The 18,257-nt window shown below is 68.8% G+C and carries 15 protein-coding genes; 4 read left to right on the top strand and 11 right to left on the bottom strand.

The features are described 5' to 3' along the window. Window positions 1–110: 110 nt before the first annotated feature. Both ACLARN_RS19800 and ACLARN_RS19795 read right to left on the bottom strand, forming a co-directional pair. A complete protein-coding gene (locus ACLARN_RS19800) occupies window positions 111–3,077 on the bottom strand; it encodes a BTAD domain-containing putative transcriptional regulator (protein WP_409492903.1) in 2,967 nt (988 codons plus the stop codon). A gap of 88 nt (window positions 3,078–3,165) precedes the next feature. Next, complete coding sequence (locus tag ACLARN_RS19795; protein WP_409492902.1) at window positions 3,166–3,873, bottom strand: DJ-1/PfpI family protein; 708 nt, start codon at window positions 3,871–3,873, stop codon at window positions 3,166–3,168. A 98-nt stretch (window positions 3,874–3,971) separates the two neighbouring features. Here ACLARN_RS19795 and ACLARN_RS19790 point away from each other — a divergent pair, with 98 nt between their 5' ends. The 3 genes from ACLARN_RS19790 (at window position 3,972) to ACLARN_RS19780 (ending at window position 6,921) form a co-directional block, all read left to right on the top strand. After that, window positions 3,972–4,949 (top strand): GlxA family transcriptional regulator, encoded by a 978-nt coding sequence (locus ACLARN_RS19790; protein ID WP_409492901.1) that lies wholly within the window; start codon window positions 3,972–3,974, stop codon window positions 4,947–4,949. Window positions 4,950–5,167: 218 nt separating this feature from the next. Then, window positions 5,168–6,574: a YibE/F family protein gene (locus tag ACLARN_RS19785; RefSeq protein ID WP_409492985.1), complete on the top strand. Its 1,407-nt coding sequence runs from the start codon at window positions 5,168–5,170 to the stop codon at window positions 6,572–6,574. 83 nt (window positions 6,575–6,657) lie between these two features. After that, window positions 6,658–6,921: a hypothetical protein gene (locus ACLARN_RS19780; protein WP_409492900.1), complete on the top strand. Its 264-nt coding sequence runs from the start codon at window positions 6,658–6,660 to the stop codon at window positions 6,919–6,921. Window positions 6,922–7,009: 88 nt separating this feature from the next. Here ACLARN_RS19780 and ACLARN_RS19775 read toward each other — a convergent pair whose 3' ends face one another. Together ACLARN_RS19775 and ACLARN_RS19770 are read right to left on the bottom strand one after the other, a co-directional pair. Next, entirely contained in the window at window positions 7,010–7,669 is a 660-nt protein-coding gene (locus tag ACLARN_RS19775; RefSeq protein WP_409492899.1) for a hypothetical protein, read from the bottom strand. Further along, window positions 7,669–8,277, bottom strand: coding sequence for an MBL fold metallo-hydrolase (locus ACLARN_RS19770; RefSeq protein WP_409492898.1), 609 nt, complete (start codon window positions 8,275–8,277; stop codon window positions 7,669–7,671). The genes ACLARN_RS19775 and ACLARN_RS19770 overlap by 1 nt, the downstream gene beginning before the upstream one ends. A gap of 156 nt (window positions 8,278–8,433) precedes the next feature. On the opposite strand from ACLARN_RS19770, the gene ACLARN_RS19765 reads away from it, so the two are divergent. Next, window positions 8,434–9,291: a peptidylprolyl isomerase gene (locus tag ACLARN_RS19765; protein ID WP_409492897.1), complete on the top strand. Its 858-nt coding sequence runs from the start codon at window positions 8,434–8,436 to the stop codon at window positions 9,289–9,291. Window positions 9,292–9,382: 91 nt separating this feature from the next. Here the strand turns inward: ACLARN_RS19765 and ACLARN_RS19760 are convergent, their stop codons facing one another. The 7 genes from ACLARN_RS19760 to ruvB all read right to left on the bottom strand — a co-directional run bounded on the left by ACLARN_RS19760 (window position 9,383) and on the right by ruvB (window position 18,251). Beyond that, the gene (locus ACLARN_RS19760; protein ID WP_409492896.1) at window positions 9,383–10,162 is read right to left on the bottom strand and encodes an enoyl-CoA hydratase/isomerase family protein; all 780 of its coding nucleotides are present in this window, start codon (window positions 10,160–10,162) and stop codon (window positions 9,383–9,385) included. A 106-nt stretch (window positions 10,163–10,268) separates the two neighbouring features. After that, window positions 10,269–12,608 carry a RelA/SpoT family protein gene (locus tag ACLARN_RS19755; protein WP_409492895.1) on the bottom strand — a complete coding sequence of 780 codons (2,340 nt, stop codon included), beginning with the start codon at window positions 12,606–12,608 and terminating at the stop codon, window positions 10,269–10,271. Window positions 12,609–12,686: 78 nt separating this feature from the next. Continuing rightward, window positions 12,687–13,205 carry an adenine phosphoribosyltransferase gene (locus tag ACLARN_RS19750; RefSeq protein WP_409492984.1) on the bottom strand — a complete coding sequence of 173 codons (519 nt, stop codon included), beginning with the start codon at window positions 13,203–13,205 and terminating at the stop codon, window positions 12,687–12,689. 112 nt (window positions 13,206–13,317) lie between these two features. Continuing rightward, a complete protein-coding gene (gene secF / locus ACLARN_RS19745; protein WP_409492983.1) occupies window positions 13,318–14,463 on the bottom strand; it encodes a protein translocase subunit SecF in 1,146 nt (381 codons plus the stop codon). A 56-nt stretch (window positions 14,464–14,519) separates the two neighbouring features. Further along, a complete protein-coding gene (gene secD, locus ACLARN_RS19740) occupies window positions 14,520–16,229 on the bottom strand; it encodes a protein translocase subunit SecD (protein WP_409492894.1) in 1,710 nt (569 codons plus the stop codon). 404 nt (window positions 16,230–16,633) lie between these two features. Next, window positions 16,634–17,032: a preprotein translocase subunit YajC gene (gene yajC / locus ACLARN_RS19735; RefSeq protein ID WP_409492893.1), complete on the bottom strand. Its 399-nt coding sequence runs from the start codon at window positions 17,030–17,032 to the stop codon at window positions 16,634–16,636. Between the two features lie 145 nt (window positions 17,033–17,177). Further along, complete coding sequence (ruvB, locus tag ACLARN_RS19730) at window positions 17,178–18,251, bottom strand: Holliday junction branch migration DNA helicase RuvB (protein WP_409492892.1); 1,074 nt, start codon at window positions 18,249–18,251, stop codon at window positions 17,178–17,180. Window positions 18,252–18,257: the final 6 nt, after the last annotated feature.

The following is an 18,257-nucleotide window of genomic DNA, read 5'->3' as shown; positions in this document are numbered from 1 at the left end:
CCAGTCCCGCACAGTTCCGGGACGGCGCGAAGTCCGGTTGACTCAGGGACGAGTCAACACGCCGTCGCCATAACTTCGCCAAACTCCGCGGCCGGTGCGCCACCGCCGGACTAGCCCTGAGCCGCCCCGGAGCGGATCTTCGTCAAGGCTTCACGAGTCCGGTCCCGCTGTCGTCCGCCACTGTCGACGGCGGACAGGTCCTGGAGCGCACGCAGTTCCCACACCGGGAAGCCCAGCTCCCGGAACAGTCCCGCCGCAGTGCGGAGCCCGTCGGCGGCTTCGGTGGCGACGCCTTGGTCCGCCCGTAGACGTCCGAAGCTGAGCAAGGCGTATCCGCCGCCCCGCCGGTCACCGAGCGCGCGGAACGTGCTCATCGCGAGTCCCAGGTGCTCCGCGGCCCGGCCGTGCTCACCCGCAAGACGCAAGGACTCGCCGAAGCTCCGGTGGGTGTAAGCGGCGGCGTGCCGGTGCCCGACGTGCTCGAACAGTTGCAGTGATCGCGAATGACAGCGTTCGCTCTCCCGCGCGTCGCCCGCTTTCGCGTGGAGATCGCCGAGACTGCGGAGGACGTGCGCCTCCCAGTGGCGTTCATGCGAACTCCGGGTGCCGGTCAGCGCGCTCGTCAGCAGTTCACCGGCCTCGTCGACGCGGCCGTACCGTCGCAGGACGTCGGCATACCGCTTGGCGGACCGGTCGTGTTGCCACCCGTCCTCGCAATGGAGCGAAAGCAGCAGGCTCGCGTCGAAGCATTCCTTCGCCCGCCGGAAGTCGCCGAGGTCGTCCCAGAGCGAGCCGAACTGGGCCGAAGCCATCGCCTGCCCGGCGAGGTCACCACAGTCCCGCAACAGGTCCAAAGACTCCCGCAGCGCGTCGACCGCCGAGTGGGTCCGGCCGGAGTCCGCGTCGACGTCGGCGAGCGCGACGAGCGCGGCCCCGGTGCCCCGCTGATCGCCTGCGGAGCGGAACCGTGCCTCGGCCAGCGAGAAACACGTCCTCGCTCGCGCCAAATCCCCCGAGTCGGCGTGGGAATGACCGAGCTTCAGCAATTTCGCCGCCTCCGCCGGGCGGTCGAACCGGTCGCGCACGATCTCGAACCCGAGCAAGGCCAGCGAACCGCCATGCCGGGGGCCGACGAGATCGCTGTAGGCGTCGGCCAGCCGCTCGGTCAGCGCGGCCCAGCCGTGGGCGCGCGCGGTCCGGACGGCGAGCGCGAGGTTCGCGGTTTCCGCGGTGCGCCACCCGATCGGATCGGCCGCGACCCGGGCCAGGGCCTCCGTCGGGGCGGCCGCCCGGCGAGCCGGCGGGTACTCGGGGCCGAGTGCGGCGGAGGCGTGTTCGGCCAAAGCAGCCATGAGCGTCAGCGCGCGTCTGACGGCGGCGGGATCCGGCGGTTCCCGGAGCGCGAGGCGGATCAGGCCGGGCAGCCGGTACCGGAGGCAACCGGACCGATCCGGCTCGGCGTGGAGCAGGTGATCGTCCACCAGTTCGTCGAGCAGTCCGGCCGCCTCGCGCGACGAACAGCCCAGCAGGGCCGTCGCGAACCAGTCCGCCATCTCGGTGGCACCGGGGGAACCGAGCAACCGCAAGGAATTCCGCTGCCTCGGCGACAGCTCGGCGAGGACTTCGGCGAGCGCCGGGCGGACGGCGAGGTCGCCGGCGGCCAGTTCGTCGAGCCGCAGGCGCTCGTTCTCCAGGCGGGTCGCGAAGTCGGCGATGCTCAGCCTTGGCCGCTGGAGTAGTTTCACGCCCGCCACCCGCACCGCCAGCGCGAGCCCGTCGCAGCAGGCCAGCACGCGGCGGACGGCGTCGGTTTCGGCGGACAACCTGGCCTCTCCGACGATCGCGCCGAGCAGCACTCGCGATTCCGGGTAGGACAGTTCACCGACCTCGACCGGTCTGGCTCCGACGAGCCCGGCCAGCCGTCGTCTCGTCGTGACGATCGTCGCGCAGCCGGGGCCGCTCGGCAGCAACGGCCGCACCTCGGCCTCGGACCGGCCGTTCTCGAGGATCACCAGCAGCCGCCGGTCCGCGGTGTGGCTCTGCCACAACGAAACCAGCCCGGCCCGGTCGGTGGGGAGTTCCGCTTCCGCAAAGCCGAGCGCGCGGAGGAACCCGGCGAGCACGTCGCCGGTCTCACGCAGGTCGGCGACGAGCTGACCGTCCGGGAACCGCTTGCGTACCCGCCAAGCGGCCTGCACGGCCAGCGCACTCTTCCCCGCCCCCGCCGTGCCGTGCAGCACGACCGGCGCGGGACTCCGCAACGCCCGCGCCACTTCCGCCAGCTCCGCCGCCCTGCCGGAGAAATCCGGCGTCGCCTGCGGAAGACGGCTGGGCGGGCCGCCCGCCGACCAGCCGGTTCCGGCGATCCGGCGGTGGACGGCGAGCAGGTCCTCCCCCGGTGAAACACCGGCGTGCTCCCAAAGCGCGTGACGGCAGCGGTCGAGGACGGCCAGTGCGGCGTCGCGCCGCCCGAGCCCGTTCAGTGCCTCGGCCAGCCATCCGGCGAGACGTTCGTCGCCCGGCCGGGTGGCCAGTTCGGGTCCCAACCGGTCGGCGACCGCCTTGTGGTCACCGGCCGCGAGATCCAGCTCCACGAGTTTGCCCAGTACCGCGCACCGCTGGTCCTCGAGCCACAGTTTGTGCGCCTCCACCAGCGGCCCGGCCGGAACGTCGGCGAACGCCGCACCGCGCCACAACCCCAGTGCCCGGGCGAGCAGCGCCCGGCGCTCACCGCCGGTCGCCGTCGCGGCCGCCGCTGCCAGGCTGGAGAAACCGGAGGCGTCCAGTTCCCCTTCCGACACGGTCAGCCGGTAGCCACCGGTGCCGGATCGCAGCCGCTGCCGGGCGTCGTCCACCGGCAATCCAGGCGACAACGCCTTGCGCAGCTTGGAAACCGCCATCTGCACGACCGCCGCGGCACTCGACGGCGGCTCCTGCGGCCAGAGTTCGTCCACGAGTACGTCCCGGTGGACGAACTCGTTCGGCCGGGTCAAGAGCACCGCGAGTACCCGACGGGGCTGGGCCGCCGACGGAAGCGGAACCGAGGCCCGGAGTGGGCCGAGCACCTTGAACTCCACGAACCACCTATCACCTGGACGGATGACCCGAATCTAACCCGGCGCAGTCCCCGAGTTAGCGCTTCTCACCCGGATGGCCGCCCCCTTATCACCCAGTGTGCGCGAGCAGTTTGTCCCGCAGGGCGGGCTCGTTCGCGAGTGCGTCGTTCAGGCTGTGTTCCAGCAACGGCTTGAGGTCCCCGTACGGCCGCTTCGACCAATCGAGCGCGCCGAGCGGCGGCTCCGGGTCGTACTCGATGACGAACTGGATCGTCCGCGCGATCTCGGTGCCGACGAGCCACTCGACCAGGTGCAGCGCGAGGTCGATCCCCGCCGACACCCCGGCGGCGGTGATCAGGTTCCCGTCCTCGACCCAGCGCTCGGCGACCGGTTCCGCGCCGAACGCGCGCAGGAGCTCGCGGAACATCCAGTGCGTCGTGGCCTGGCGGCCCTCCAGCACACCGGCCTGCCCCAGCAGCAGCGATCCCGTGCACACCGACGTCACGAGTTCCGCGTTCGCCGCGGCGGTCCGCAGGTAACCGATCAGCTTTTCGTCGGCGAGTGCCTTCAGCGTCGGTGTGCCGCCGCCGGGCACGAGCAACGCGTACGGCGACAGAACCTCGTCGTAGGTATGTGTCGCCACGAGCTTCAACGGGTTGTCGGTGACGATCGGGTCCTTCGTCTCGCCGACCACGACCGTCCGGTACTCCTCCACCGTGCTCGCCATACCGTCCAGCACGGTCAGCGGTCCGACCATGTCGAGCGGGGTCATCCCCGGGTACACCACGAACGCGATGGTCTTCCTGTCGTCAGTCATGGGCCAACCGTGTCGCAAGGGCGGAACCGCGGTGCGCCGGATGTCCGGATTCCTGCGAACTACGTCCGACGGCCGGGCGTTACTGCTAGCGTTCGATCATGCCGGGTTCACCCAGACGAGTGTTGATCGTCGGCTACAGCAATGCGGAGATGCTCGACATCGCCGGTCCGGCGGATGTTCTGGACGCCGCGACCAAACTCGGCGGCAAGCCGGGATACGAGATCATGCTCGCCAGCGTCGACGGCCGCGGCATCCGCTGTGAGTCCGGGCTGACGTTGCAGGCACAGCACCGGCTCGACCAGGTGACCGGTGAACTGGACACACTGATCGTCGCGGGCGGCACCGGGCACGAGACCGCCGCCGCGGATCCGAGGATGGTCTCCCACATCCGCAGGCTCGCGCAGGACACCCACCGCGTCGCCTCGGTGTGCACCGGCGCGACCGTCCTCGCCGCGTGCGGGCTGCTCAACGGGCGCCGCGCCACCACCCACTGGCGGTTCGCGAACCGGCTCGCGGTGAACTACCCGCAGGTGAACGTGGACCCGGTGCCGCTGTACGTGCGCGACGGCAACGTCTACACGGCCGCCGGGGTGACCAGCGGGATCGACCTCACTCTCGCGTTCGTCGAGGAGGACCTCGGCCCGAGCGTCGCCAGGGAGGTCGCCCGCATGCTGGTGACCTACCTGCAACGGCCGGGGAACCAGGCGCAGGTGAGCATGTTCCTGTCCGGGCCGCCGCCGGAGAACCGACTGGTCCGCGATATCACCGCGTACGTCGCCGAGCACCTCGCCGGTGATCTCGGCACCACCGTGCTCGCCGAGCGCGCGGGGATCAGCACCCGGCAGCTGACCAGGCTGTTCGACGCGCACCTGAGCACCACGCCCAGCCGGTACGTCCGGGCGGCGAGGACCGAGAACGCGGCGAAACTGCTGTGCGGCACCGAACTCCCGCTGACGTCGATCGCGAGGCGGTGCGGTTTCGGCTCGACCGAGACACTGCGCCAGGCCTTCCTCGACCACTTCGACACACCGCCGTCGGCGTATCGCCGGGTGCATCTGCGGCAGGCGTTCGGCTAGAGGGTGCCTCCCAAACTGAACTTGGCAGATTGGGTGAGGACACACGCGCGCGTTTCATTTCGGCCGGAGGCCTCGGCTTTGCGGAGGCGGGCCGCTGACACGGCCGGGTGAGTGAACAGCCGATGCCGCGGCCCGGCTGCGGAAAGCCGAAAGCGCGCTTTGAGAGATCTAGCCTAGGCCGAATGCGGGCCCCGATCGGGGCTGTGGAGGATATGCGGGTGAACCGCCGCGACATCTCCGACGACGACACCGGCCCGATTCGCCGGGTTACGGACACTCCGTCCGATCGTTCGCCCGGAACGTCCCGTACGCCGCGCCGGCCCCCGTCGGAAGGCACTCGTCCCCCGGTCAAACGGCCGCGTCCGGCCGAGCCGGGCAGGCGTCGCGCCCCCGAATCTAAGCCCGAACCCGAGCCCAAGCCGGCCGGTCACGGGCACTCGCACGGCCACGGTCCGGCGGCGCCCGCGTCGCGCCGCGTCCGGCAGCTGCTGATGTGGCTGCTGATCCCGCTCGCCGTCGCGACCGTCGCCGGCATGGTCCTGCTCTACCCGTGGGGCAAGGACCCGGCGAAAAGCGTCTTCCCCCAAGGGACCCCGGTGAGCGCCACGATCAAGGCGACGATCACCGGGCCGTGCCTCGCCGAGGGCCAGGTCCAGGTCGGTGAGCCGTCACCGGACGCGAAACCGTGTCTCACCAGCGAACTGACCATGACCGACGGTCCCGGCGTCGGCAAACCGCTGAAGCTGACCCTCCCGATCGAGCCGAGTACGCCACGGTTCACCTCAGGCGACGAGGTGGTGCTGTCCTACAACGGTGGCGACGTCACGAACCCCGCGTCGTTCCAGATCGTCGACTTCCAGCGCGGCACGCCGTTGCTGCTGCTGGCCGGGCTGTTCGCGCTCGCGGTGATCGTGCTGGGCCGCTGGCGGGGTCTCGCCGCGCTGGTCGCGCTCGGACTGAGCTTCCTGGTACTGGCGCTGTTCGTGCTGCCGTCGATCCTCGCCGGGGAAAGTCCGCTCCTGGTGGCGATCGCGGGGGCGGGCGCGATCATGTTCGTCGCGCTGTACCTGACGCACGGGCTGTCCGCGAGAACCTCGGTTGCGGTGCTGGGCACTTTGGTGAGTCTGATCCTGATCGGCGTCCTGTCGGCGATCTTCTCGGCCGCGTCGTCACTGACCGGGCTGGACGACAGCACCTCGCAGCTGATCGGCTCGCTCGGGCACGGCATCGACGCGCGGGGGCTGCTGCTGGCAGGCGTGGTGATCGGCGCGCTCGGCGTGCTGGACGACGTCACGGTGACGCAGACGAGCGCGGTCTGGGAACTGCGGCGGGCGAACCCGTCGCTCGGCTGGCGTGAGCTGTACGGCGCGGGCCTGCGGATCGGGCGTGACCACGTCGGTTCGGCGGTCAACACACTCGTGATGGCGTACGCGGGCGCGGCGTTGCCGGTGCTGCTGTACACGTCGCTTTCGGGCGTCGGACTCGGCTCGATCCTCGGCGCGGAAGAGATCGCGCAGGAGATCGTGCGGACACTGGCCGGAAGCGTCGGCATCGTCGCGGCGGTCCCGGTCACCACCGTCCTGGCCGCGCTGATCGCCTCGCGGGAGCCTCAAGAGTCCCTGTAGTCACAAGCACCCCAAAGCACGAGCCCACCGCGCGATCACGGGCCGAAGTCGGGTACGAAGAGGCCGCACCCGAGGTTCGCCGCGTGATCGGAGGGGCCATGTTCGACGCCGTGTTCGCCGTCCCGAGACAGCTGACCGCCGTCGCGCGGCGCGTGCTCGTCTCGACGCTGGAAGCCGTCGAGGCGGTCCCCAAGATCGCTGCCGCCCTCGACGACGTTCGGGCGACCCTCAAGCACTCTGAACGGCTGGCGACCTTCGCCGCGGGCGAGTTGCCGGAGATCGTCTACCAGCTGGAGGAGATCAAGGCGCGGCTGGAGAAGCTGGAGACCCGCACCGAGGTCTCGTGAGTGGTAAGGCCGGTGGCTGTGTCGCGAAAGCCACTTTCGGGACATCAGACGTCGCGAAAGTGGCTTTCGCGACACCCCGGACGACGGCCTAACCGTCCAACGTCGCCACGAACCGGCTGACCGCTTCCATCGTGAACCGCTGGATGTACTTCCCCGACGGCGCCGCCGAAGCCAGCCGGTACAGCGGCCGCTCCGCCGCCGCGTCCCCGCGTGCCTCCGACTTCAGCTGCGCCACCAGCAGTTCCGAGAACACCAGGCCGTTCGCCTCGGTGTTGTTCAGCAGCGCGTTCGCCAGCTTGCGCAGCTGCAGGATGCCGAGTTCCCGGCCGCCCGCGCCCGAGTAGACGGCGAGGTCGACCTTCGCCACCTTGCGGCGTTTGCCCGCGTTGACCAGCAGGCTGACCGTCCGGGTGCCGCGCACGTCGCTGATCACGAGGTCGATGCGCTCGGCCTCGGTCAGGCCGATCCGCCGCAGACCCCAGGTCCGCACGATGAGCGTGTCGCCTTCGAGCCAGACTCGGCGGCGCAGGTTGTACAACATGATGTAGAGCAACGGCAGCGCGATCACCCCGGCGACGACGAGCCCGGCGATCTCACCACCGATCAGCCCGGCGATCCCGCCGAACGCGGCGGCGAAGATGACGACACCGGCGATACCGGAACAGCCGCGCCTGCGGCGGAGCTTGGGGTCGTCGTGGAACAGCGGGAGACGCTCAGGGGTCTCCGGCGTCCCGGTCGGCTCTGCCATCACACGCCCGTCCCGGCCAGGAACGGGTTGCCCGCGCGCTCCTGGCCGATCGTGGTGGCCGGGCCGTGGCCCGGCAGGACGACGGTGTCGTCGGGCAGCGTCATCACCTTGGTACCGAGGGACCGTACGAGTTCGCCGTCTTCACCGGAAGACCGGCCGATCGAACCGGCGAACAGGCTGTCCCCGGTGAGCGCGATCCGGCCGCCCTCGGCGGAGGTCAGCCCGAAGACCACCGAACCGGCGGTGTGACCCGGTGTGCGGGACACCGTGATCTCCAGTCCGGCCAGCCTGAGCGGGCCATCGACGAGTGGCACGATCCCGTCCTTCCATTCTCCGGCGTCCCCGGCCACCAGTGGCCGGTCCGCCTCGTCCAGATAGAGAGGTATTCCGTGTCGGGCACCGACCTCGGCCGCCGAAGCGACGTGATCCGGGTGTCCGTGCGTCGCGAGCATCGCGACCGGCGTCAGCCCATGGGCCGCCAGCGCGGCCTCAAGCGGTTCGAGAACGTCCTCGCCGGGATCGACGATCACGCACTCCCCACCGTCGGCCGGAGCGAGCAGATAGCAGTTCGCTTCGAGGGGGCCTGCCGGAAACCCGACAACCAGCACGAAACGCCTCCTCGTATCTTCCGCCGAACAGGTGACAGGATGGCCCTGATCACGATCAAGTAAGCCTAGCGGCCCCTGTACGGGGGCCTCACAGGCTGTGCCCATAGACTTCCGCTACCTCAGACGTGTGACATCGAGTGGAAACCGGGAGGGCGGGTGCCGACCAACCAGCAGCGCCGCGAAGCCGCGAAGCGCAAGCTCGAGCGACAGATCGTGCGACAGGCCGAAAAGGCCAAGCGGCGCAAGATCGTCGGCTCGGTGGCGGTCGTCGGCGTCGTCGCGATCGTGGCGGGCGCGGTGTGGTGGATCGTCAGCAGTAACACTGGTGACGACGCCGCCTCCGACGCTTCCCCGAGCTCGGCTCCGCCGACCCCCGAGGTCACCATCCCCACCGAACGCGCGCCGATGCCCAAGCGGGCGACGCCGCTGGCGAACCCGGTGGCCTGTGACTACAAGGCCGACGCCACCAAGAAGGCTTCGAAGCAGGTGAACAAGCCGGAAGGCAAGGACGTCTCTTCGAACGGCACGGTCAACGTCGTGCTGAAGAGCACCGCGGGCGACATCCCGCTGACGCTCGACAAGGCGCTCGCCCCGTGCGCCGTGCAGAGCTTCATCAGCCTCTCGCAGCAGGGCTATTTCAACGACACCAAGTGCCACCGGCTCGGCACCACCGGCCTGCAGATGTTGCAGTGCGGTGACCCCGAGGCCAGCGGCATGGGCGGTCCGGGCTACACGATGCCGGACGAGGCGTTCCCCGAGATCAAGTACGGTCGCGGCCTCCTCGCGATGGCGAAGACGCAGCAGCCGAACTCCGGTGGCAGCCAGTTCTTCATGGTCTACGGCGAAGCCGAACTGCCCGCGGAGTACTCGGTCTTCGGCAGCATCTCCGACGATGGCCTGAAGGTGCTCGACAAGGTCGCGAAGGCGGGCATCAACGCCCAGGCCGGCACCGGCGACGGCACCGGCCCGCCCAACACCGAGGTCAAGTTCACCGGCGTCACGGTCAACGCCTGACGTGAAGCTGAAGGGCGCTTTCCCCGCATGACATGCAGGGAAAGCGCCCTTCACCGCGTGCGATGCGGGGAAGTCCCCTTCGGCTCCGACCTCAGCGGTAGGTGAACTTCGGCGGCCGCCGCGCGAGAAAGGCGGCCACTCCCTCCGCGTAGTCCTCGCCGTGCAAGGCACCGAGCCGGATCTCGTCCACCTCGGCGTCGGATTCCTCTTGTCCCGCGACGATCTTCTCGATGATCCGGTTCATCCCGCGCACCGATGCCTGTGAGCGCGAAGCCAGCGTCTCGACGAACTTCGCCGTCGACGCCTCCAGTTCGTCGGCCGGGAAGACGTCGTTGAGCAGCCCGATCTCCCGCGCCCGCCGAGCGTCGACGAGTTCACCCGAGAGCAGGAAGTACTTCGCGTTCGCCGGGCCGACCAGCGAGACCAGCTGCCTCGTCGAGCCGAAGTGGTAGACGATGCCGAGTTTCGCCGGCGTGATGCCGAAGCGTGAGCCTTCCGCCGCGAACCGGAAGTCGCACGCGACCGAGATCTGACAGCCGCCGCCGATGCAGTTCCCCTGGATCATCGCCACCGTCGGCTTCCGAGACGCCGTCAGGGCCGCCACGGCACCGTCGACCGCCTTGTCGTAGGTCTCCGCCGCGTCGGCGGTGGACCGCAGCTCCTGGAACTCGCTGATATCCGCGCCCGCCGAGAAGTGCTTGCCGTCGCCGGTCAGCACCAGCACCTTGATCGCCGGGTCCGCCTCCACCGTCGCGACCACGTCCGGGATCGCCGACCACATCCCGTAGGTGATCGCGTTCATCTTCTCCGGCCTGGTGAAAGTCAGTCGCGCGATCTCGCCGTCACGAGTGAACTCGAACCCTTCAGTCATGTTCGCACCCTAAGTGGTTGCCATCGGATGTCCTTCGGGGGTATTCGGCGGATCCCGCACTCGCGTGCTTGGAGACCGCACACGCGAGTTCGGCGAACGGGGGACGCTAAGACGCTGAAGTCACCCGATAGACGTCGTAGACGCCTTCGACACCTCGGACCACCTTCAGCACGTGGCCGAGGTGCTTCGGGTCACCCATCTCGAACGAGAACCGGCTGACCGCGACCCTGTCACGCGACGTGGTCACCGACGCGGACAGGATGTTGACCTTCTCGTCCGCGAGCACCTTGGTGACGTCGGAGAGCAGGCGGTGCCGGTCCAGCGCCTCGACCTGGATCGCGACGAGGAAGACCGACGACGCCGACGGCGCCCATTGGACTTCGACCAGGCGCTCGGGCTGCGCGGTCAAATCGTCGGCGTTGGTGCAGTCGGTTCGGTGGACGCTGACACCACCGCCGCGGGTGACGAAACCGAGGATCTCGTCACCCGGCACCGGCGTGCAGCAGCGGGCGAGTTTGGCCCAGACGTCGCCGGCGCCCTTCACCACGACACCGACGTCGTTCGAGCCGCGGCGGCGGGTGACCGTGGACGGAGTCGCGCGCTCGGCGAGCTCCTCCTCCGCCTCGTCGACCCCGCCGATGAGCGCGACCAGTCGCTGCACGACGTGTTTCGCGCTGGTGTGGCCCTCACCGACAGCCGCGTACAGCGAACTGATGTCGGGGTGCCGCAGTTCCGTGGCGACCGCGCCCATGGACTCGGCGGAGACCAGCCGCTGGATCGGGAGGCCGACCTTGCGGACCTCCTTGGTGATGGCCTCCTTGCCGCCTTCGATCGCCTCGTCGCGGCGTTCCTTGGCGAACCACTGCCGGATCTTCGCGCGTGCCTTGGGGGAACCGGCGAACTGCAACCAGTCGCGGCTCGGCCCTGCCGTCTCGGCCTTCGAGGTGAAGATCTCGATGACCTCGCCGTTCTCCAGCTTGCGCTCGAGTGCGACGAGCCTGCCGTTGACGCGGGCACCGATGCAGCGGTGGCCGACCTCGGTGTGCACGGCGTAGGCGAAGTCGACCGGGGTCGAATCGACCGGCAGGGTGATCACGTCACCCTTGGGCGTGAACACGAAGATCTCGCGCGAGGCGAGCTCGTAGCGTAGCGATTCGAGGAAGTCACCCGGGTCCGCGGCTTCACGCTGCCAGTCGAGGAGCTGGCGCATCCACGCCATCTCGTCGACGTCCACCGCGTTGGCCGCGTTGCCGCTGTGGGTACCGCGGGTTTCCTTGTACCGCCAGTGCGCGGCGATGCCGTACTCGGCGGTGCGGTGCATCTCGTAGGTGCGGATCTGGACTTCCAGCGGCTTGCCGTCCGGGCCGATCACCGTGGTGTGCAACGACTGATAGACGCCGAAACGCGGCTGTGCGATGTAGTCCTTGAACCGGCCGGGGACCGGCTGCCACAGCGCGTGGACGACACCCATCGCGGCGTAGCAGTCGCGGACGTCCTCGACCAGGATCCGCACGCCGACCAGGTCGTGGATGTCGTCGAGGTCGCGCCCGCGGACGATCATCTTCTGGTGGATCGAGTAGTAGTGCTTCGGCCGTCCCTCGACCTTGGCGGTGATCCGCGAGCCTTCGAGGTTGCCGGTCAGCTCGGTGATCACGGACCGCAGGTACGTGTCCCGCGAGGGTGCGCGATCGGCGACCAGGCGGACGATCTCGTCGTACTTCTTCGGTTGCAGGATCGCGAAAGCCAGATCCTCCAGCTCCCATTTGACCGTCGCCATGCCGAGCCGGTGTGCCAGCGGGGCGAGGACTTCCAGGGTCTCGCGAGCCTTGCGGGCCTGCTTCTCCGGCGGCAGGAAACGCATCGTGCGCATGTTGTGCAGCCGGTCGGACAGCTTGATGACCAGCACGCGCGGGTCGCGCGCCATCGCGATGACCATCTTGCGGATGGTCTCGGCCTCGGCGGCCGTGCCGAGCTTGACCTTGTCCAGCTTGGTGACGCCGTCGACCAGTTCGCCGACCTTCTCGCCGAAGTCCGCCTTCAGGCTCTCCAGCGAGTATCCGGTGTCCTCGACGGTGTCGTGCAGCAGCGCCGCGACCAGCGTCGTCGTGTCCATGCCGAGCTCGGCGAGAATGGTCGCGACCGCGAGCGGATGCGTGATGTACGGGTCGCCGGACTTGCGCCGCTGTTCACGGTGGAGCTCTTCGGCGACGTCGTAGGCGCGCTGGAGCAGCGCGAGATCGGCGTTGGGGTGCAGCTCGCGGTGGATGACGGCGAGCGGCTCGAGAACCTGCTTGACCGGCGCGGCACGCTGTGCGGTGATCCGGCGGGCGAGACGGGCACGGACGCGGCGCGTCGCGGATGGCGTCGGCGCTGCCCCCTGTCGCGCCGCACCGTTCTGCTCGGTGCCGTCCTTCGAGGACACCGCGGCATCGAGCTCTTGGCTCACCCGCACCTCCTGCGCTTCGTGCGGCCTTCGGACGTCAAGGGTAACCGTTCCCCCTCGCGGCACACTGGGTACGCCCGCTCAACACACCCGGAGAGCCTCCACACGACGCCCTTCAAGCACGGAACGACCACCGAGCGCGGCGAGTTCCATGACCACCGAGACCCCGGTGACCTGCGCCTTCGCGTCTTCCAGCAGTTTGCAGGTCGCCGCGACCGTGCCGCCGGTGGCGAGCACGTCGTCGAGGACCGCGACACGCTGACCAGGCTCGACGATGCCTTCGGGCAGTTCGACGGTCGCCGTGCCGTATTCCAGCTTGTAATCGACCCTGCCCGCGACTCTGGGAAGCTTGCCGGGCTTGCGGATCAGCGCGACGCCGAGACCGCGGGAGTAGCCGACGGCGGCGGCCAGCAGGAACCCGCGCGCTTCCACGCCCGCCAGCAGGTCGACGCCGGGATCGAGGGTGGCGGCCAGCGCGTCGGTGACGGCCTTGAAACCGGCGGCGTCGGCGAACAACGGGCTCAGGTCCCGGAACAGCACGCCGGGTTCCGGGAAGTCCGGCACGTCGGCGATCAGGTCGAGTGCCTTGTCCAGCTCCATGTACTTCCCTGCTCTCAAACTCACCGCTGCGGTACCCCGGACGTTATGAACGGACCTTTCATAACAAATTTTGTTATGAAAGGTCCGTTCATAACACGCTTCGAACCTGCGGTTACCTCTTGCGCTTGCCCTGCGGACGGCCCTTGTGGGCCTTCTGGTTCCGCGCCGGAACGCTCGCCGCGGCGGCGTAAGCCTTCTCCCTGCGGAGTTCGGCTTCCAGCGCCTCTTCGTCGTTGGGGTCGAAGTCGTCGTCGCGTTCGGCGGCGGCCTTGCGAGCCTGGTTCGCGCGCCGCGAGGCGACCCGATCGGCCTGCTGCCGGTACTTCGGGTCACGCATCTTGAAGTCGACCAGCAGCGGCGTCGCCAGCGCGACCGACGACAGCACGCCGACCACGGTGCCGGTGAGCTGCACGAGCGCGAGCTCCTGCAGGGTGCCGGAACCGAGCAGGAGGTAGCCGATCACCAGCAGACCGAGGATCGGCAGCGCCGCGATCAACGAGGTGTTGAACGAACGCATCAGCGTCTGGTTCAACGCCAAGTTCGCCGCTTCCCCGTACGTCCGGCGGGTCAGGCCGAGCAGGCCGCGCGTGTTCTCGCGGACCTTGTCGAACACCACCACCGTGTCGTACAGCGAGAACCCGAGGATCGTCAGCAGACCGATCACCGTCGCCGGCGTGACCTCGAAACCGATCAGCGAGTACACACCCGCCGTCACCACGATGTCGTTCAGCAGGGTGACCAGTGCCGCGGCCGCCATCCGAGGGTCGAAGTACAACGCCAGGAACAAGGTGACCGCCAGCAGGAAGACCCCGAGCGCGATCAGCGCCTGCCGGGAGATCTCCCCGCCCCAGGACGCGCTCACCGCGCTGTCACTGATCGCCTGGACACTGGGCTGGCCGGAGGAGCCGATCGGGCCCAGTTCCCGGAACAGGGCCTGCTTCACCTCGGCGACCTCGGCCGCGTCCAAGGTGTCCGAACGGAGCTGGATGGTCGACGAGACACCGCTGCCGACCTTCTGCGCCTCGTCGGCGGGCTTGCCCAGCGCGGAGGCGAAGACCTCCTTGGCCCGCTCTTCGGTGATCTGCCCGCTCTTGCCGTTGGCGGGCAGCTGGATCTGGGTGCCGCCTTCGAAGTCGATGCCGAAGTTGAAGCCCTTGACCCCCATCGACGCGATGCACACCAGCACCAGCGCGCCGAAGAAGAGGTACCAACGCTTGCGGACGCCGACGACGTTGAAGACGCCGCTGCCCACATACATACGGTGGAAGACGCTCTCGCGCTTGTTCTCGGTGGTGTTCTTCTCGTCGACCACGGTCACGCCTCCTTCACGTTCGGACGGCCGGAGACGGCGCGAGCGGCCTTGCGGTCCGAACCCAGCTGCTGCACGGCGCCGAGGCCGAGGTTCTTGGGGTTGGACAGGAACTTCGACTTGGACCGGGACACCATCGCGACCAGCGGATGCGTGACGAGGTAGACGACCACGAGGTCGAGGACCGTCGACATGCCGAGAGTGAACGCGAAGCCCTTCACGTCACCGACGGCCAGCAGGTAGAGGACCGCCGCGGCGAGGAAGCTGACCGCGTCCGCCGCGAGAATCGTGCGCTGGGCTCGAGACCAGCCGCGCGGGACCGCTGATCGGAAGGTTCTGCCTTCGCGGATTTCGTCCTTCAATCGTTCGAAGTAAATGACGAACGAGTCCGCGGTGATACCGATGGCGATGATCAGGCCTGCCACGCCCGCGAGGTCGAGGGTGTACCCGATCCACCGCCCCAGCAGCACCAGGACCCCGTACACGATCGCGAACGACAACCCGAGCGACAGGATCGTCAGCAGGCCGAGCAGCCGGTAATAGAACATGCAGTAGATGAACACGGCCAGCAGGCCGATACCGCCGGCGATGAGGCCCGCCTGCAGCGACGCGAGACCCAGCGTCGCGGACACCGTGGTCGCGTCCGAGGACTCGAACGACAGCGGCAGCGAACCGTACTTCAGCACATCCGCCAGATCCTTCGCCTCGGTCTGGCTGAACCGGCCGGTGATCTCCGTCTGACCGCCGAGGATCGCGGACTGGATGGTCGGCGCGGAAACGACCTGCGTGTCGAGGACGAACGCCGCCTGCTTCTGGGTGTTCTTCGAGGTGAAGTCGCCCCAGATCTGGGAACCCTCACTCTTGAAGTTCAGGTTGACGACCCACTGGGAGTTCTGGGTGCTGTAGGACGAAGAGGCGTCGGAGATCTGCGTTCCGGGAAGGAACTCCGGTTCCAGCAGATACTTCATGGTGTTCTTGTCACCGCAGGCGACCAGCGGCTTGTCGGTGAGGTCGTTACCGACAAGCGGGTCCGCGATCTTGGGGTCGCAGTTGAGTGCCGCGAACGCCTTTTCGGCCGCCGCTGCCTGCTTCGCCTGGTCCGGCGACATCAGATCGGGGTTCTGCCGGAGGTTCCGGGCCTCGTCGATCTCCCTCTTGGTCCGCTCGTCGGCATTCTCGTCCGGCTGCTGCTGCGGCGCGCCGGCGGCGGCGGCACCGCCACCGTTGGCCGGACTGCTCGGCGGAGCGCTCACGCCGGGGGCACCCGACGACGCGGGCGGCGCCGACGAAGGCGCACCGGAAGTGGGCGGAGTTGACGGCTGCGGAACCGGGGTCACCGGCTGCGACGTCACAACCTTCCGGAAGCCCAGTTTCGCGGTCTTGCCCAGGGCCTTGGCCTGGTCGCCCTGCTCGCCGGGGACGGTGATCACGACGTTGCTGCCGTCGAGGACGACCTCGGTGCCGCTGACGCCGATACCGTTGACCCGGCGCTCGATGATCGAGCGGGCCTGTTCGAGGGAATCTCGCGGAGGGTCGCCGCCGTCGGGATTGCGGGCGGTCAGCGTAACCCTCGTGCCGCCTTGCAGATCGATGCCGAGCTTCGGCGTCGGCTTGCCGCTTCCGGTGAAGAACACCAGGGCGTACAGCGCCACCACGATCAGGGCGAAGAAGGCGAGATAGCGTCCCGGGCGGAGATGCCCGGCCGGTGCGGCCACTGTGCTTCGGTCTCCTCGGACGGACTGGGTTTCCCCAATGGGCTTGGCTGTTCACTCACCGGACTCCGAGTCCGGCGGTACCGCGAACCTGCCTCGATGACGATGCCCGGTGAACGGGCACGACTATGACGACGGACACGCACGCAGCACCGAGACAGTACTCGGTGCTGCGTGAGCCCGGCGTTGCCCCCGCACCTACGAAAGTCTGGTGTCGGGGATGGCCTTGGCCCCTTGCCGGCGGAGCTGAAACGCGCCCACCAGAAGTGACCGGACTCGAACCCGCCCCGGCCGAAGGCCCCGCTATCGCGGTGCCACGGCGCCCTGTCCGCCGACTGCGAGCGGACAGTCCAGACTGCGCCGTGGCGACGTCGATCGCGGTCGCGGGTTCACCGGATGTCCCGGTGCTACTTCTTGCCGTGCTCCAGCGGAGGAGCGATCTGCGCGCCGGACTTCTCCTCGACGCGCTCTTCGTCCTTCGACTCGATGACCGGCTCTTCGACGACCTCATCGGTGTCGAGGGTGTCCTCGTCGGTCTCGACGACCGGCTCGATCTTCTCGCGAACGGCCTGGCGGAGCCAGGTGGTCACGACACCAGGGGCGATCTCGAGGTCGATCGTGGTGTCGGCGGTGGCGTCGGCGACAGACGCGTAGAGACCGGAGGTGGTCATCACCCGGTCACCGGGAGCAAGGCTCGAGAGCAGCTCCTGCTGCTTTGCCGCCGCCTTCTTCTGCTTACGGGTGCCCATGACGAGTGGGATCGCCACAACGAGCATCAGGAGCAGCGGCAGCAATAACTGGTTCATGACTCTCCATTTCGAGCGGACGCCGCGCGGTGCGCTGTTTTGTCCGATTTGGCGGGGTGTGCTCTACCCGAGTGTGCCAGGTGCCAGCGGAAACTCCACCACCACCCGTCTCCACCACGGGCCTCGTACCGCGTGAACGGTCCGGTCAGTCCTGGTCGAACAGGTTCGGGCCGCCCTGCTCGCCGCGTGTGGCACCGGGCGGAGCCGGCAGGCCGAGGTGTTCCCACGCGGCCGCTGTGGCGACCCGGCCGCGAGGAGTGCGGGCGAGCATACCGGCGCGGACCAGGTAGGGCTCACACACCTCTTCGACGGTAGTCGGTTCTTCCCCGACCGCGACGGCCAGTGTCGACACGCCGACCGGGCCGCCGCCGAAGGACCGGACCAACGCTGTCAGCACCGCGCGGTCGAGCCTGTCGAGGCCGAGTTCGTCGACGTCGTAGACCTCCAGCGCGGCGCGCACGACCTTGCGGGTGGCGTGCCCGTCAGCGCGAACCTCGGCGTAGTCGCGTACCCGGCGCAGCAGCCGGTTCGCGATCCGGGGTGTGCCGCGGGACCGGCGGGCGATCTCCGCGGAACCGTCGCGGTCGATCTCGATCTCCAGAATCGTGGCGGCCCTGCGCACGACGAGGTCGAGTTCGCTGTCGGTGTAGAACTCCATCTGGCCGGTGAAACCGAACCGGTCGCGCAGCGGGCCGGTCAGCGAACCGGACCTCGTCGTGGCCCCGACCAGCGTGAACGGCGCGATCTCCAGCGGGATGCTGGTGGCGCCGGGCCCCTTGCCGACGACGACGTCGACCCGGAAGTCCTCCATCGCGAGGTACAGCATTTCCTCGGCTGGCCGGGCGATGCGGTGGATCTCGTCGATGAACAGGACGTCGCCGGGCGCCAGGTTGGACAGCATCGCGGCGAGGTCCCCCGCGCGTTCCAGTGCGGGCCCCGAAGTGATCCGGATGGCGGCGTTGAGTTCGGCGGCGACGATCATCGCCATACTCGTCTTGCCCAGTCCTGGCGGGCCGGAGAACAAGACATGGTCCGGCGGGACACCCCGGCGGCGTGCACTCTCCAGGACGAGTTCGAGCTGCTCACGGACTCGCGGCTGGCCGATGAACTCGTCAAGCTTGCGCGGGCGAAGTGTGGTCTCGACCTCGCCCTCGCCGGTCTGTGGCAGCGCCGAAAGGGTCTCGTCGGCCTCGAAATCCGTCACGGCCTCATAGTCCATGTGGTG

Origin of the sequence: Amycolatopsis sp. cmx-11-12, from assembly GCF_046269425.1 — a bacterium.
Classification (GTDB): Bacteria; Actinomycetota; Actinomycetes; order Mycobacteriales; family Pseudonocardiaceae; genus Amycolatopsis.
The sequence above is the reverse complement of the archived record's forward strand: the minus strand, read 5'-3'. Positions and strand labels throughout refer to the sequence as shown.